This window comes from Roseateles chitinivorans, from assembly GCF_050632235.1.
GTDB classification, from domain to species: Bacteria; Pseudomonadota; Gammaproteobacteria; order Burkholderiales; family Burkholderiaceae_C; genus Roseateles; species Roseateles chitinivorans_A.
In genome coordinates, this window is record NZ_CP192584.1 from 2,310,010 (window position 1) to 2,323,955 (window position 13,946).

14 protein-coding genes, 1 tRNA gene and 2 pseudogenes are annotated in these 13,946 nt (G+C 70.2%); 10 read left to right on the forward strand and 7 right to left on the reverse strand.

Features of this window, described 5'->3' with window-relative positions:
* Nucleotides 1-10 precede the first annotated feature (10 nt).
* The 6 genes and pseudogenes from ACQ859_RS10375 (at nucleotide 11) to ACQ859_RS10400 (ending at nucleotide 5,138) form a co-directional block, all read left to right on the forward strand.
* Nucleotides 11-106 (forward strand) — tRNA-Sec (locus ACQ859_RS10375).
* 185 nt (nucleotides 107-291) lie between these two features.
* Complete coding sequence (locus ACQ859_RS10380) at nucleotides 292-1,179, forward strand: putative selenate ABC transporter substrate-binding protein (protein ID WP_431265704.1); 888 nt, start codon at nucleotides 292-294, stop codon at nucleotides 1,177-1,179.
* Nucleotides 1,180-1,196: 17 nt separating this feature from the next.
* Nucleotides 1,197-2,084, forward strand: coding sequence for a putative selenate ABC transporter substrate-binding protein (locus tag ACQ859_RS10385; protein ID WP_431265705.1), 888 nt, complete (start codon nucleotides 1,197-1,199; stop codon nucleotides 2,082-2,084).
* A 15-nt stretch (nucleotides 2,085-2,099) separates the two neighbouring features.
* Nucleotides 2,100-2,914: pseudogene (locus ACQ859_RS10390) on the forward strand (phosphonate ABC transporter ATP-binding protein).
* Nucleotides 2,911-4,548, forward strand: a complete 1,638-nt coding sequence (phnE, locus tag ACQ859_RS10395; RefSeq protein ID WP_431265706.1) for a phosphonate ABC transporter, permease protein PhnE — start codon at nucleotides 2,911-2,913, stop codon at nucleotides 4,546-4,548. The pseudogene ACQ859_RS10390 and the gene phnE overlap by 4 nt, the downstream one beginning before the upstream one ends.
* A gap of 11 nt (nucleotides 4,549-4,559) precedes the next feature.
* Nucleotides 4,560-5,138, forward strand: coding sequence for a nitroreductase family protein (locus tag ACQ859_RS10400; protein WP_431265707.1), 579 nt, complete (start codon nucleotides 4,560-4,562; stop codon nucleotides 5,136-5,138).
* Nucleotides 5,139-5,150: 12 nt separating this feature from the next.
* Here the strand turns inward: ACQ859_RS10400 and ACQ859_RS10405 are convergent, their stop codons facing one another.
* Nucleotides 5,151-5,579, reverse strand: a complete 429-nt coding sequence (locus ACQ859_RS10405) for a CBS domain-containing protein (RefSeq protein ID WP_431265708.1) — start codon at nucleotides 5,577-5,579, stop codon at nucleotides 5,151-5,153.
* Between the two features lie 130 nt (nucleotides 5,580-5,709).
* On the reverse strand, nucleotides 5,710-6,240 hold the full coding sequence (locus tag ACQ859_RS10410; RefSeq protein WP_431265709.1) for a DUF962 domain-containing protein: 531 nt from the start codon (nucleotides 6,238-6,240) through the stop codon (nucleotides 5,710-5,712).
* A gap of 180 nt (nucleotides 6,241-6,420) precedes the next feature.
* Here ACQ859_RS10410 and ACQ859_RS10415 point away from each other — a divergent pair, with 180 nt between their 5' ends.
* Complete coding sequence (locus ACQ859_RS10415) at nucleotides 6,421-7,188, forward strand: YceI family protein (RefSeq protein WP_431265710.1); 768 nt, start codon at nucleotides 6,421-6,423, stop codon at nucleotides 7,186-7,188.
* Between the two features lie 161 nt (nucleotides 7,189-7,349).
* On the opposite strand, the gene ACQ859_RS10420 is transcribed toward ACQ859_RS10415, so the two are convergent.
* Genes ACQ859_RS10420 through moaA form a run of 3 tightly spaced genes read right to left on the reverse strand, consistent with a single transcriptional unit; the run spans nucleotide 7,350 to nucleotide 9,650 of the window.
* Nucleotides 7,350-7,928, reverse strand: a complete 579-nt coding sequence (locus tag ACQ859_RS10420; protein WP_431265711.1) for a GNAT family N-acetyltransferase — start codon at nucleotides 7,926-7,928, stop codon at nucleotides 7,350-7,352.
* Entirely contained in the window at nucleotides 7,894-8,514 is a 621-nt protein-coding gene (gene mobA, locus ACQ859_RS10425) for a molybdenum cofactor guanylyltransferase MobA (protein WP_431265712.1), read from the reverse strand. Before mobA ends, ACQ859_RS10420 begins: the two co-directional genes overlap by 35 nt.
* A complete protein-coding gene (gene moaA / locus ACQ859_RS10430) occupies nucleotides 8,514-9,650 on the reverse strand; it encodes a GTP 3',8-cyclase MoaA (RefSeq protein WP_431265713.1) in 1,137 nt (378 codons plus the stop codon). The genes mobA and moaA overlap by 1 nt, the downstream gene beginning before the upstream one ends.
* A gap of 171 nt (nucleotides 9,651-9,821) precedes the next feature.
* Between moaA and ACQ859_RS10435 the strand changes: the two genes are divergently transcribed.
* Nucleotides 9,822-10,784 carry a carbohydrate kinase family protein gene (locus ACQ859_RS10435; RefSeq protein WP_431265714.1) on the forward strand — a complete coding sequence of 321 codons (963 nt, stop codon included), beginning with the start codon at nucleotides 9,822-9,824 and terminating at the stop codon, nucleotides 10,782-10,784.
* 3 nt (nucleotides 10,785-10,787) lie between these two features.
* On the opposite strand, the gene ACQ859_RS10440 is transcribed toward ACQ859_RS10435, so the two are convergent.
* Nucleotides 10,788-11,681 (reverse strand): hypothetical protein, encoded by an 894-nt coding sequence (locus ACQ859_RS10440; protein WP_431265715.1) that lies wholly within the window; start codon nucleotides 11,679-11,681, stop codon nucleotides 10,788-10,790.
* Between the two features lie 125 nt (nucleotides 11,682-11,806).
* A pseudogene (locus tag ACQ859_RS10445) lies at nucleotides 11,807-12,417 on the reverse strand (phenylacetic acid degradation protein PaaY).
* Between the two features lie 151 nt (nucleotides 12,418-12,568).
* Between ACQ859_RS10445 and ACQ859_RS10450 the strand changes: the two are divergent.
* Entirely contained in the window at nucleotides 12,569-13,441 is an 873-nt protein-coding gene (locus tag ACQ859_RS10450; protein WP_431265716.1) for an enoyl-CoA hydratase-related protein, read from the forward strand.
* A complete protein-coding gene (gene paaI, locus ACQ859_RS10455; RefSeq protein ID WP_431265717.1) occupies nucleotides 13,441-13,908 on the forward strand; it encodes a hydroxyphenylacetyl-CoA thioesterase PaaI in 468 nt (155 codons plus the stop codon). Before ACQ859_RS10450 ends, paaI begins: the two co-directional genes overlap by 1 nt.
* The last annotated feature ends 38 nt before the right edge of the window (nucleotides 13,909-13,946 follow it).

Here is a 13,946-nt window from a genome sequence, read left to right on the forward strand (position 1 = left end):
CACGATCCATGGAGAGACAACGATCCTGGTGGATCGGCCGGACTTCAAATCCGGTGGACGGCGCCACGCGCCGTCGGGTGGGTTCGACTCCCACGCCTCTCCGCCAGCAACATCGGCTTGCCGGCTGCGCGGCCCGATCTTGCGCCTGCGGTGCTCGCCGTACGGGAGTACGGCTGCGCGCCTCGGCGCAACCTCGGGCCGCTCGCTTCGGCAATCCGATGTCGCTGGTTCGTGCGGCCGCCCTCGGGGCGGCAATTTCTTTGACTTCGACCGTTTTGACTGGAGCCTTTGATGCCTAGCCTCTTCCGACAAGTCAGCCGTGCGCTGCAGGGAATCGTCGCCGCGTCGTTGATCGCCGCCGGCCTCGCGGCGCCCGCGCTGGCACAGCCGCAGCCGGTGCTGCGCGTGACCGCCATCCCCGACGAATCGCCGACCGAGCTCGCCCGCAAATTCGCGCCGCTCGGCCGCTACCTGGAGAAGGAACTCGGCGTGAAGGTCGAGTGGACGCCCGTCACCGACTACGCCGCCGCCGTCGAGGCGGTCGTGAACAAGAAGATCGACCTGGCCTGGTTCGGCGGCTTCACCTTCGTGCAGGCCAACGTGCGCTCGGGCGGCAAGATCGTCCCGCTCGTCCAGCGCGAGGAGGACGAGAAGTTCCGCTCCGTCTTCATCACCGACGCGAAGTCGGGCATCACGAAGCTGGAGGACCTGAAAGGCAGGACGCTCAGCTTCGGCTCCGCGTCGTCGACCTCGGGCCACCTGATGCCGCGTTCGTTCCTGCTGGCCGCGAAGATCAATCCCGACGCGGACCTCAAGCGCATCTCCTTCTCCGGCGCGCACGACGCCACCGTCGCGGCCGTCGCCTCGGGCAAGGTCGACGCGGGCGCGCTGAACATCTCCGTCTGGGAGAAGCTCGTCGCCGAGAAGAAGGTCGACACCTCGACGGTCAAGGTCTTCTTCACCACGCCGCCGTATTACGACTACAACTGGAGTGTCCATGCCGACATGCCGGCCGCGACGAAGGAGAAGCTCAAGGCCGCGTTCCTGAAGCTCCATCCGTCGACGCCGGAAGGCAAGGAGATCCTCGACCTGCAGCGCGCGACGAAGTTCGTGCCGACGCAGCCCGAGAACTACGCCGGCATCAAGGCCGCCGCGGAGAACGCGGGCCTGCTGAAGTGAGTTGAACGGAGGTCGCCATGCCCGGAACGCTGCGACACATCGGCCAGGCGATGCGCGGCGCCGTCGCCGCGGCGCTGATGGCGGCGGGGGCGGCCGGGCTCGCGCCCGCGCAGACGCCGGGTGGCCTGCGCGTGACCGCCGTGCCGGATGAGTCCCCCGCCGAACTCGCGCTCAAGTTCGCGCCGCTGGGCCGCTACCTGGAACGGGAACTGGACCTGCGGGTCGAGTGGACCCCCTCGCCCGATTACGCCGCCGCGGTCGACGCCATCGCGAGCGGGAAGGTGGACCTCGCCTGGCTCGGCGGCTTCACGTTCGTGCAGGCGAATGTGCGTTCCGGAGGCCGCATCGTCCCGCTGGTCCAGCGCGAGGACGACGGCAAGTTCCGCTCGGTCTTCATCGCCGCGGCCCGGTCCGGGATCACGAAGCTCGAGGACCTCCGCGGCAGGTCGCTCAGCTTCGGCTCCGCGCTGTCGACGTCGGGCCACCTGATGCCGCGCTCCTCCCTGATGGCCGCGAAGATCAATCCCGACACGGACCTCAAGCGCCTCCTGTTCTCCGGCGCGCACGACGCCACCGTCGCCGCGGTCGTCTCGGGCAAGGTGGATGCCGGCGCGCTGAACGCGTCCATCTGGCACAAGCTGGTGGCGGAGAAGAAGGTCGATCCCTCGGTGGTCACGGTCTTCTTCACCACGCCGGCCTACCACGACACCAACTGGAGCGTTCGCGACGACATGCCGGCCGCGACGCGCGAGGCGATCAAGGCGGCGTTCCTGCGGCTCGACGCCTCGACGCCGGAGGGCCGCCAGATCCTCGAGCTGCAGCGCGCGACGAAGTACGTGCCGACGCGGGTGGAGAACTACAACGGCATCAAGGCCGCCGCCGAGAATGCCGGCCTGCTGAAATGAACTGAGGCGATCGCGATGCGTCTGCTGGAACTGGAGGGCCTGCATCTGCGGGCCGGCGCGCGCACGCTGATCGAGCCGCTGTCGCTGCGCATCGAGGCCGGCGAGCAGGTCGCGCTGATCGGCGCGTCGGGTGCCGGCAAGACCTCGCTGCTGCACGCGATGGCGCTGGCGCTGGCGCCGGTCGCCGGGACGATGCGGCTGGCGGGCCAGGACGCCTGGGCCCTGTCGTCCGGCGATCGGCACGGGTTGCGCCGTGAGCTGATGCTGGCGCCGCAGCATCCGCCGCTGCCACCGCGCCAGCGCGTGGTCACCGCGGTGCTGGCCGGACAGCTGCCCGGCGCGTCGATGGCGCAGACCCTGCGCATGCTGTTCAGTCCGACCGAGGCGCAGGCCCGGCTCGCGTTCGACGCGCTGGACCGGATGGAACTCGGCGACCGGCTCTGGTCGCGCGTCGACCAGTTGTCGGGGGCGAGCGTCAGCGCGTCGCGGTCGCGCGCTTGCTGGTGTCGAAGGCGCGGCTCTGGCTGGCGGACGAGCCGCTCTCGGCGCTGGATCCGCAACGCGCGCAGCGCGTCCTGGAAGTGCTGCGGGACAGCGCCCGGGCGCAGGACCGGACGCTCGTGTGCAGCCTGCATCAGGTCGATCTGGCGTGCCGGCTGTTCCCGCGCGTCATCGCGCTGCGCGAAGGCCGCCTCGTGTACGACGGTCCGCCGCAGGCGCTCGGTACGCATCAGCTCGACGGGATCTACGCGGACCTGCTGAACGAGCCGCCGCCCGTGGCCGAGGACCCATTGCCGCCGGCGTCGCTGCCTCAGGCGATGTGTCGATGAACACCGCCGCCGCCGCCGACGTCTGGCGCCGCGATCCCGCCGCCACGCGACGTCTCGGTCTGACCGTCGGGCTGCTCGTGCTGTCGTGGCCGCTGCTGGTCTGGTGCGAGTTCCGACCTTGGGCACTGCTCGACGAACGCAGCCTGCGCGCGACGATGCGTTTCGGCGCGCAGTTCCTGACGCCGCGTGTGGACCTCGAATTTCTGACCATGCTGGCGGCCGATACCTGGCGCACCGTGGCGATGGCCACGGTGGGACTGGCGCTCGCGTGGGTGATCGCCGTGCCGCTGGCGCTGCTGGCGACGGCGCGGCTGTCGGTGTCCGCGGTGGTCGGTCGCATGGGGCCGGTGCCGGCGGCGCTGCGCTGGCTCGTGCGCCTGGTGCTGATCGTGCTGCGCTCGGTGCCGGAGCTGGTCTGGGCGCTGATGCTGGTCCGCGTGGTCGGCCTCGGGCCCGGCGCCGGGGTGTTGGCGATCGCGCTGTCCTATGGCGGCATGCTCGGCAAGGTCTACGCGGAGATCCTCGAGAGCGCCGACGCCGCGCCCACGCAGGCGCTGCTGCGCGGCGGCGCGGGGCGGCTGCAGGCGCTGCTCTTCGGCACGATCCCGGGTTGCGCCGACGAGCTGGTCAGCTACACCGTCTACCGCTGGGAATGCGCGATCCGGTCCTCGGTCGTGCTGGGCTTTGTCGGCGCCGGTGGCCTGGGGCAGCAGCTGGACAACGCGACCAAGATGTTCGCCGGCTCCGAGGTCGCGACCATCCTGCTGATCTTCATCGCGCTGGTGGCGATGGCGGACCGGGTCAGCGCCTGGCTGCGGCCGGCGCGCGAGGCCGGGCAGGGCGCCGAACGCCTGCGGCAGACCGGGCGCCCGGCCGCGCGATGGGGCGTGCGTGGATTGCTGCTGGGTCTGCTGGGGCTGCTGATCGCGAGCTTCGCGACGCTGCCGCTGCGGTGGGGCGAGCTGCTCGGTGCGGGCGCGCTCGCGCAGATGGGCCGTTTCATCGCGGAGTTCTTCCCGCCGCAACTGGCGCCCTCATTCCTCGCGCGCGTCGGCCAGGGGGCGCTGGAGACCTTGGCGATGTCGGCGCTGGGCAGCGGGCTGGCGGCGGCGGCCGGGCTGGCGATCGCGCTGGTGGCCAGCCGGCCGCCGGGGCCGCTGCGCTGGCTCTCCCGGCTGCTGCTGAACGCGCTGCGCAGCGTGCCGGAGCTGGTCTGGGCGGCGATCCTGCTGGTCGCCGCCGGTCTGGGACCGATGCCGGGCACCCTGGCGCTGGCGCTGCACACCACCGGCGTGCTCGGCCGCCTGATGGCCGAGGCGCTCGAGAACGCGCCGCCGCAGACCGCCCAGGCCTTGCGCTGGGCGGGGGCGTCCCGGTGGCAGGTCTTCGCGTTCGCGACGCTGCCGCAGGCCGCGCCGCAGCTGCTCAGCTACACGCTGTACCGGTGGGAGAACAACATCCGCGCCGCCACGGTGCTGGGTGTCGTCGGCGCCGGCGGGCTCGGCCAGATGCTGAGCCTGCACCTCAGCCTGTTCCAGATGCGCGAGACTTGCACCGTGCTGCTGGCGATGCTGGCGCTGGTGATGCTGGTCGACGCCTGTTCCTACGCGGCGCGCCGGCAGTTGAATCGATGAAGAGAGCCGCCATGAATGACGACGCCCTGAAGCTGCTGCTCGCGCGAGCGTCGGTCGGGCCGAAATACCTGATCGAGCCCGGACCCGACGATGAGCATCTGCGCCTGATGGTCGATGCCGCGTTGCACGCGCCTGATCACGCCGGGCTGGTGCCTTTCCGCTTCAAGGTCGTGCGGGGCGAGGCGAAACGCTCGATGGCGGCGCTCTTTGCCGAGGCCGCCCGCCGAGCGGGCAAGGATGCCGACGGCCTGTCGATGGACGAGGAGCGTGCGTTGCGTCCGCCGGTGACGGTGGCGGTCGTCGCGCGGCTGGACCTGGGCCATCCGCAGGTGCCGGCACACGAGCAGTGGGCCTGCGTGGGCGGGGCGCTGACCAACTTCCTGAACGCCGCGCAGGCGCTCGGTTTCGGCGGAAAGATGCTGAGCGGGGCGAAGGCGCGCGATCCGGGGCTGATCGCCGCGTTCTGCGAGCCGGGTGAGACGCTGCTCGGCTGGATCGCGATGGGCACGCCGGCGCCGTCGGACAGGCCGCCGAAGCGGCGAGCGGCGAAGGACGGCGCGGAACGCGCGCTGCAGTTCTGGGGCGGCTAGGGCCCTCAGCCCTCAGCCATAGATATAACTTTGCAGCTGGGCGATCGTGAGTTCATCGTCCGCGATGATGTTGTCCATCAGGTCTCTGATCGACAGCATGCCCACGACGGTCGATCCCTCGACCACCGGGAGGTGGCGGATCTTGCGCTGGCTCATCAGGCTCATGCACTCGCGGCACTCGGTGTTGGGTTTCACGACGAACACGTTGGCCGTCATGACCTCCCTGACCTGCGTATTGCGCGAATCGCGTCCCTGCAGCGCGATCTTGCGGGTGTAGTCGCGCTCCGAGAAGATGCCGAGCAGCCGCTCGCCCTCCATCACCAGCAGCGCGCCGACGTCATGTTGCGCGAGCAGATGCAGCGCATCGAACACCGTCGCTTCCGGCGTGATGCGCCAGACGCTCGGGCCGCGGTTCTTCAACAGATCGGACACCGGTTTCATGGGGCCTCCTGGCGAAATCCTGGCGAATTGCTGAGGGACATCGAGGGTCCAAGATAAGCGCCTTGGCGGCACACCGCAAGCCCCATCAAGACCCGACCCCCAAAGGGGCGAGGTCGTGACCTCGCGAGGGTCAGGCGGGGTGGGTCAGGTCGCGCAGATGGGTGGGGCCGGCGCGGCGCTCGATCTCGGCGAGCAGGTCGCGGCCCCAGCCCATCGCGAAGAGCGCTTCGCCGACGACGAACATCGGGCCCACGAGCAGCCCGATCAGGTCGTCGACGAAGGCGGGCTTGCGGCCCTCGTAGTAGTGACCGACGAACTGGATGATCCAGCCGACGACGAAGCTGCCCAGGCCCCAGGCGAGCCAGCCGCCGGCCGAGCCCGCGGCCAGCGGATGCGCCAGCGCCATCAGCACCGCGTTGACGATCGCGGTGGACAGGCCCAGCACGAAGTTGCCGCGTGTCAGGTACCAGATCGTCGCGGCGCCCCACACCACCCAGGCGGCGGAGACGGTCCAGTCGGCGACGTGGAATTGCGCCCGTGCGAGCAGCACGCCGATCGCGAAGACGATCAGCGGAATGCCGACGAAATGCGTGGCGATGTTGCGGCGGTCGCGGTGGTAGGCGGCGTACTGCGCCATCAGGTCGGTGGCTTGGCGTGCCATGGCAGTCTCCGTGCGAGGTGTCGTCGTGATGTCGCAATGCTAGTGCGACCAGCTTGTTTGTGCCGTTCAGAATGCGGGTCTGACCACTCTTGGTTTACCCCTATGCAAGTGTTGACGCGGGCAAGCGAGGTGCCTCCGGGTCTGCGGACCCGGCGGCGAGGCGCGGCTGGTGCCGCCCTCGTGGCGGCGGCGCTGAGCGTCGCGGGATGCGGCAGTGCACCAAACGCGGTGACGACCGATGCGCGGCCGGCCGCTGCGGGATCGGCGGCGTCCGCCGGAGCTTCCGTGGCGTCCGGCGCGGGCCCCGACGCGCTTCCATCGTCCTGTCCGGCCTGGCTCGCGGCGCAGCAGCGCGGCGAAGGTCGGCTCTACCGCGTCGACGCCGCGGACTCGCAGGTGCGCATCCATGTGTTCCGCGCGGGACGGCTCGCCAAGGTCGGGCACAACCACGTGCTCGGCGTCGAGCGGCTGGCCGGGCAGGTCTTCCTGCCCGCGGACGGCATCGCCGGCGCCAGCGTGGAACTGGCCTTCCGGCTCGACGACGTCGGGATCGACAAGCCCGAGTGGCGCGCCGGACTCGGCGCCGAATTCGCCAGCGTGCCCACCGCGTCCGATGTCGCCGGTACCCGGACCAACATGCTTCGCGCGATTGACGGCGAGCGCTTTCCCTCGATCTCCCTGCGCAGCACGGCGGTGGCGGGCGCGTTCCCCGTCCTCGCGGTCAAGCTCGCGGTGCGGTGGCATGGCCAGGTCCGCGAGATCGATGTGCCCGTGCGCATCGCCCGGCCCTCCGGGGAGGCGCCGTTGCGCGCCCAGGGCGCGCTCGTCCTGCGTCAGAGCGAGTTCGGCATCACGCCGTTCTCCGTGCTCGGCGGGCTGCTTGCCATCCAGGATGAACTGACGGTCGACGTCGACGTGGCGGCGCGGGCGGCGAAGGCCTGCGATTGACGTCGACTGCGGGAGGCCTCGCGTGGGCACTCCACGAGGCATGGGGCGCCCCTCCAGGGACCCCAAGCCTCATTCCGGCCCCACCGCCGCTCGCTGTCGGAGGGCCTGTGCCTGTTCCGGCGCCACTGTCGCTCGTGGCCGGCGGCCTGGGGCGTGCTCGGTCAGGGGCGGAGGTCCAGGCTCATCAGGTCCTTGGCGTAGTAACGGCCATCGGAGAGGCGGATGGCGCGGGGCAGGTGGCCGTAGCGGGTGAAACCGGCCTGGCGGTAGACCGCGATCGCAGCCTGGTTGCCGGCGGTGACGCTCAGCGTGACCGACTCCAGGCGCGGCTCGCGACGCAACAGCGCCAGCGCCTGCCGCAGCAGGCGCTTGCCGATGCCGCGTCCGCGGTAGTCGTCGTCGACCATCATCCCGATCAGGTGCGCGATGTGCAGCACCTTCTTCCGGTTCTCGTGCTCGCAGGTCAAGGCGCCCACGAGGCGCTCGTCATGCCACGCGCCGAGCGTGAACAGCGACTTGCCGCCCGCCTGCGGATGCAGGCGCACCCGGTAGCTCAGGGCGTCGCGGGCGCGTTCGGTCTCCGCGTCGGAGGTGAACGCCTGCTCGTGCCGGCTCAGCATCGCGTCGCGCAACGCCTTGTAGGCAGGCAGATCGCCCTCGTTCAGCAGGCGCAGCGCGATCGGCGCCCCGGTGCCGTGATCCGCGTCATCGGAGTCCTTCAAGTCGTTCAAGTCGCTCAAGCTCGCTCCTGTCGTTGATGTTGGCGAAGGCGTGCCCATCGATCGGGCGATCGAATGCCACCCGTGCCAGTGGCAGGCTGGACAGCCAGCCTTCGACGCGCCGTTCGCCCGCGCGCAAGGCGGCGGCCAGCGAGGCGCGATGCGCCGCATGGACCAGGCTCGCCAGCGGCTGGCTTCGCAAGGGCTCGCCCGGTGCCTCGCGGCCCAGCGCCATGGCCGCCGTCTGGCCGGCGCCAAGACCGGCGATCAGGCGGGCGAGGAGGTCCTCGGGCAAGCACGGGCTGTCGCCGCTGACGACGAGCAGCCAGTCGTCAGCGGGGGCGGCCAGCGCCTCGAGTCCGGTCAGGATGCCGGCGAGCGGCCCGGGGAAGTCCGGGAGCGTGTCTTCGAGCACCGGATGGCCGAGGCGGCGATAGTCGTCGAGGTGGCGGTTGGCGCTGATGAGCACGCGACCGTCCGTCTGCGGGGCGATGCGGTCCAGCACGTGCTCGACGAGAGGGCGGCCCCGGAAGGTCTGCAGCGGCTTGTCGACGCCGCCCATGCGCGTGGCGCGACCGCCGCAGAGGAGCAGCGCGGTGACGCGCATCAGCCGCCGATGTAGTGCATCTCGACGCGGCGCGCCGGGCCGGAGTCCATCGCGGCCGGCAGGCTGGCGCGGAGTTCCGAGTAGCGGTCGTTGCGCCGCGTCCAGAGCGCGCCGAGCGCGGCGGCGATCTCGTCGTCGGTCCGGGCCTCGTGGACGGCGTCGCCGCGCAGCAGCGCGCGCAGGTCGTGGCCGTCGCCGGCGAAGAGGCAGGTGTAGAGCCGCCCTTCGGTCGAGAGCCGCGCCCGGTTGCAATCGCCGCAGAAGGCCTGCGTGACGCTGGAGATCAGGCCGATCTCACCGCTGCCGTCGGCGTAGCCCCAGCGCGTGGCGGTCTCGCCGTCGGACGAGGGCGCGAGCGGGACCAGGTCGGCGTCCTCGCGCAACCGCGCGAGAACCTCGGCGGACGGCAGGACTTCATCCATGCGCCAGCCGTTGCTCATGCCGACGTCCATGTACTCGATGAAGCGCAGGACCACGCCGGTGCCGCGGAAGTGGCGCGCCATCGGCACGATCTGGTCGTCGTTGGTGCCGCGCTTGACGACCATGTTGACCTTGATCGGGGCCAGCCCGACCGCCTGCGCGACCTCGATGCCGTGCAGCACCTCGGCGACGGGGAAGTCGACGTCGTTCATGCGCCGGAAGATGTCGTCGTCGAGCGCGTCCAGGCTGACGGTGACGCGTTTCAGGCCGGCGTCCTTGAGCGCCTGCGCCTTGCGGGCGAGCAGCGAGCCGTTGGTCGTGAGCGTGAGGTCGAGCGGCAAGCCATCGGGTGTGCGCAACGCGGCCAGTTGGGCGATCAACGCCTCGAGGTGGCGGCGCAGCAGCGGCTCGCCGCCGGTCAGTCGCAGCTTCTGCACGCCGAGCTGGGCGAAGACGCGCGCAAGACGGGCGATTTCCTCGAAGGAGAGCAGGTCGCGGTGGGGAAGGAAGGCGTAGTCCTTGTCGAACACGTCCTTCGGCATGCAGTAGCTGCAGCGGAAGTTGCAGCGGTCGGTGACGGAGATCCGCAGGTCGCGCAGCGGCCGGCCGCGCGCATCCAGCCACGGGCCGGTGCGCGGCGGGGGCAGCGGATGCGGCACGGGAGGCGTCCGCCCGATCTGGCGCAGATCGAGCAGCGGAATCACACCATCGGTCATGGAACGGATTGTGCCGCCGCCGGACCGCCCGTGCCCGCGCAGGCCCTTCGGGAAGCCGCTGTGCGCCTCGTCCGGGGGCGATGCCGTGCACTACGCCCTCGTCCTGGCGCCCTCGTCACCCTGTAGGACCTGCCACTTGCACCGCGGGCCGGGCGGCGTTCGAATCGCGGCATGAGCTTGACCCCCACGACCGTGGTCCATGCGGACCTGGCCAGCTTCGTCTCCTTCGGCGAAGCCCTCACCGACATGATCCGCGTCGGCCATGATCACTGGCGCAGCCGCAGCGGCGGCTCGCCCTGGAACGTCGCCATCGCGATGTCGCGCCTGGGGCAGCTCAGCGCCTTCGCCGGCGGCATCAGCAAGGACGCGTTCGGCCAGGCCATCTGGCAGGCCAGCGCCGATGCCAGCCTCGATCTGCGCTTCATCCAGCAGTTCGCCAAGTCGCCGCTGGTGGCCTACGTCCATCAGGCCGATCCGCCCGAATACGCCTTCGTCGGCGACGACAGCGCCGACCTGCACTTCCGCCCCCATGCCTTGCCCGCCGGCTGGCGCCGGGCGCTGCGCTGGGCGCATTTCGGCTCGATCAGCCTGACCCGCGAGCCGCTGGCGGCCCGGTTGATCGCCTTGGCGGAGTCGCTCAAGGACGAGGGCGTGCGCATCAGCTACGACCCGAACTACCGGATGTCGATGGACTCCCGCTACGACCGCACGCTCGAACGCATGTGCCGGCTCGCGGATGTCATCAAGGTCTCGGACGAGGACCTGCGCGGCCTGTTCCGCAGCCGGGACCACCATCTGGGGCTGGCGCAGATCGCCGCGTGGAATCCACGCGCCATCGTCATGCTGACCTTGGGTGAGCGCGGCGCGCAGCTGTTCCATCCGAAGGCCGACCTCAGCGCCGCGCCGCCGCCGCTGGACCAGGTCGCCGACACCCTCGGTGCCGGCGATGCCGCCATGGCCGGGTTGCTCTACAGCCTGATGAACGGCGGCACCCAGGATCCCGAGGACCACCTGCGCTGGGCGGTCGCCGCCGGTGCGGCGGCCTGTGGGGGCGCCGGCGTCCATGATCTGACGGCCGGCCTGGTGAGCGGTCTGATCGACCGCGTGCAGGTCCAGCGCGCAGAGGTCGCGTGAGCGTCAGGTCTCGTGCAGCGCCAGCTTGAATGCCTGCGTGAGCGCGTCCAGCGCGGCGCGGCGCTGCAGTTGCCGGTACATGACGATTTCGCCGTCCCGTCCGGCACCGTCGGCCTGGCGTGCGGCGTCGACCAGTCCTCGATGGAGGCGCGACTGTGCCTGGACCCAGGGGCCGCGCACGGACTTCAGCTGTGATCTCAACCGTTTCAGTTCGTCGGCGGGTGACTGGGCGAGGCAGAGTCGCAGATACGCTTCCAAGGTCTGTCGCACGAAGTCCCGTTCGTCGGCGGAATCGCGCCGCAGATCATGGGCGGTCCGGAAGTCCTCGCGCATCTTGATGATCAAGGGCATCAGCGACCTGTTGAGTTCGAGGATCGGATCGGCCCCGTTCCGTCGCAGGAATCGCGTCCACAACGAACGCAGGTCCAGCGGCTGTCCGCAGGCCCAGATGAGCTTTCGCAAGGCCGTCGAGAGGGTGTGCCCTTCCGGTTGACCGCTGCCCCACAGCAGATCCTTCTTGCGCTGCGCCGCGAGCGGACTTGCGGGTGGCGCGGCAGCGCCTGTCCCGGAATGGGCACGCACGGGGCGGACCGGCTCCGGCACGCCGTCGCAGGGGTACTCCATGGGGGCCGTGGGCAGATCCTCCAGGGCGCCGACGGGGCCGCCCTGGGGAGACGAGGCGATGTAGACCGCGTCGCCCCGGTCGAGCCGGGCGACGAGCCTCGCCCGGCTGATGCTGCCCGCCAAGGCCTTCCTGGCGCGCACGATCGAGTCGACCAGCGGGATGTTCCCCGTGCCGGCGGGCGGCTTGGCATGTGACCGGGACTTGCCTGGCGCCGGGGCGGCGGTGGCGATCCAGGCCTTGCTGGAACGGGGCGCGGAAAGGGAGGGAAGCACGGCAGAACTCCATCGGATGGGAAGTTCCCCATGCTCCGGATTCGTCCGCCTGGTGACCATCGCAGCAACCGATGGATCGGGCTGCAGAATTTAACTAGAAGATGCAGGTCAATTGCTTCGACTGGTCATTTGTCTGTCGCGCGCCTGTCGGCCACCAGCGTCTTCGGGCCGCCGACCCGCAGACGAGGCCGATCTGCTTCCTCTTCGGGCAGTGGCATCACCTCGACCAGACTCGCATGGCAACGCCGCGCCAGGTCTTGATAGGTCTCGGTACCCACGCGCTTCCAGCGGATCTCGTCATCGGTGAGCGGACGCACGACCTTGGCGGGCAGTCCCGCGATGAGCGAGCGCTCCGGCAGCTTCAGCCCCGCCCGCACGAAGGCGCAGGCCGCGACGATGCTGTACGCGCCGACCTCCGCCTCGTCCATCACCACCGCGTTCATGCCGACCAGTGCGTCGTGCCGCACCACGCAGCCATGCAGCACCGCGCCATGGCCGACGTGGCCGTTGGTCTCGACGATGGTGTCGGAATCCGGGAAGCCGTGGATCACGCAGTTGTCCTGCACGTTGGACCCGTCCATCAGCCGGATGCGCCCGAAGTCCCCCGCAGCGAGGCGCAAGGCCCCACATAACAGTCAGGACCCACGATCACGTCCCCGATCAGCACCGCCGTCGGGTGGACATAGGCGCTCGGATGGACGACGGGCGACAGCCCGTCGATGGCGTAGCAGGGCATGGAACAGCTCCTTTCTAGGTGGTAACCCCAGGTTTCCGACCTTGTCTTGCGATGCGATGCCTCGTAGTATCTACCGACCGGTCGGTAAATAGAAGCCGATCCACAAAAGCTGAAAAAGCTGAATCCATCGACGGCCGAGGAGACAAGCCGAATGAGCACCGCCACCACGACCCCATCCACCGCTGCCGAAGACAGTCCGCTGCTGATCAGCACCGAAGGCGCCGTCCGCGTCCTCACGCTGAACCGGCCGCAGGCGCTGAACGCGTTCACGACCGGCCTGCTCGGCCAGTTGCGCGTCGCGCTCGACGAGGCGGCGCACGACGAGGCCGTGCGGGCGGTGCTCATCACCGGTTCCGGGCGCGCGTTCTGCGCGGGCCAGGACCTGTCGGATCCGCACATCAAGCCGGAGTTCGATGAACATGCCGATCCGGCCAGCACGGCCAACGCCCACAAGAAGCCCAAGGCCAAGGACATCGGCAACCTGCTCGATCACTACTACATCCCGCTGGCGCTGCGCCTGCGCAGCATGCCGGTGCCCACCGTCTGCGCGGTCAACGGCGTGGCCGCGGGCGCGGGCGCGAACTTCGCGCTGGGCTGCGACCTCGTGCTGGCGGGCCAGTCGGCGTCGTTCATCCAGGCGTTCTCCAAGATCGGGCTGGTGCCCGACTGCGGCGGGACCTGGCTGCTGACGCGCCTCGTGGGCCGTGCCCGCGCGATGCAGCTGACGCTGCTTGGCGACAAGCTGCCCGCTGCCGACGCGCAGTCCTGGGGACTGATCGCTCGCTGCGTCGCCGATGCCGAGCTGCAGAGCGAGGCGATGGCCACCGCGCAGAAGCTCGCGAAGATGCCGACCCGGGCGCTCGTGCAGACGCGCGAGGCGCTCGATGCCTCGATGGACCTGGAGTTCGAGGACGCCCTCAAGCTCGAGGCCCGGCTGCAGAGCCAGCTCGGCTACGCGCACGACTACCTGGAAGGCGCCGCCGCCTTCCTGACCAAGCGCCAACCGACCTTCAAGGACCGCTGATGAGCGAGCCCCTGGATCCCCGTGTGGACGCGCAGCGCGTGGCCGAAGCGGTCCGCGACACCATGTTCGCCAACGACCGCGCGTCCAAGGGCCTGGGCATGCGCATCGAGGCCATCGGCCCCGGCACCGCGACGCTGTCGATGGCGGTGCGCGAGGACATGCTCAACGGCTTCGACATTTGCCACGGCGGCTTCGTCACGACGCTGGCCGATTCGTGCTTCGCCTTCGCCTGCAACTCGCACAACGAGGTGACGGTGGCCTCGGGCTTCGCGATCGACATCGTCGCGCCGTCCCGGCTGGGCGACGTGCTGACGGCGACCGCCGTCGAGACCTCGCTGGCCGGCCGCACCGGCGTCTACGACATCCGCATCACCAATCAACGCGACGAATTGATCGCGGTCTTCCGGGGCCGGTCCTACCGCATCAAGGGCAAGCCCGTGGTGCCGGAACTGGCGGCGGCGCGCTGAGCGCGACGGCGCCCGCTCCCCGGAACGAGAAGACAGGT

Excerpts from the sequence above, each read along its gene's own strand:
- ACQ859_RS10380 (WP_431265704.1), top strand. The coding sequence starts at position 292 with ATGCCTAGCCTCTTCCGACAAGTCAGCCGTGCGCTGCAGGGAATCGTC.
- ACQ859_RS10385 (WP_431265705.1), top strand. The coding sequence starts at position 1,197 with ATGCCCGGAACGCTGCGACACATCGGCCAGGCGATGCGCGGCGCCGTC.
- phnE (WP_431265706.1), top strand. The coding sequence starts at position 2,911 with ATGAACACCGCCGCCGCCGCCGACGTCTGGCGCCGCGATCCCGCCGCC.
- ACQ859_RS10400 (WP_431265707.1), top strand. The coding sequence starts at position 4,560 with ATGAATGACGACGCCCTGAAGCTGCTGCTCGCGCGAGCGTCGGTCGGG.
- ACQ859_RS10405 (WP_431265708.1), bottom strand. The coding sequence starts at position 5,579 with ATGAAACCGGTGTCCGATCTGTTGAAGAACCGCGGCCCGAGCGTCTGG.
- ACQ859_RS10410 (WP_431265709.1), bottom strand. The coding sequence starts at position 6,240 with ATGGCACGCCAAGCCACCGACCTGATGGCGCAGTACGCCGCCTACCAC.
- mobA (WP_431265712.1), bottom strand. The coding sequence starts at position 8,514 with ATGCGCGTCACCGCGCTGCTCCTCTGCGGCGGTCGCGCCACGCGCATG.
- moaA (WP_431265713.1), bottom strand. The coding sequence starts at position 9,650 with ATGACCGATGGTGTGATTCCGCTGCTCGATCTGCGCCAGATCGGGCGG.
- ACQ859_RS10435 (WP_431265714.1), top strand. The coding sequence starts at position 9,822 with ATGAGCTTGACCCCCACGACCGTGGTCCATGCGGACCTGGCCAGCTTC.
- ACQ859_RS10450 (WP_431265716.1), top strand. The coding sequence starts at position 12,569 with ATGAGCACCGCCACCACGACCCCATCCACCGCTGCCGAAGACAGTCCG.
- paaI (WP_431265717.1), top strand. The coding sequence starts at position 13,441 with ATGAGCGAGCCCCTGGATCCCCGTGTGGACGCGCAGCGCGTGGCCGAA.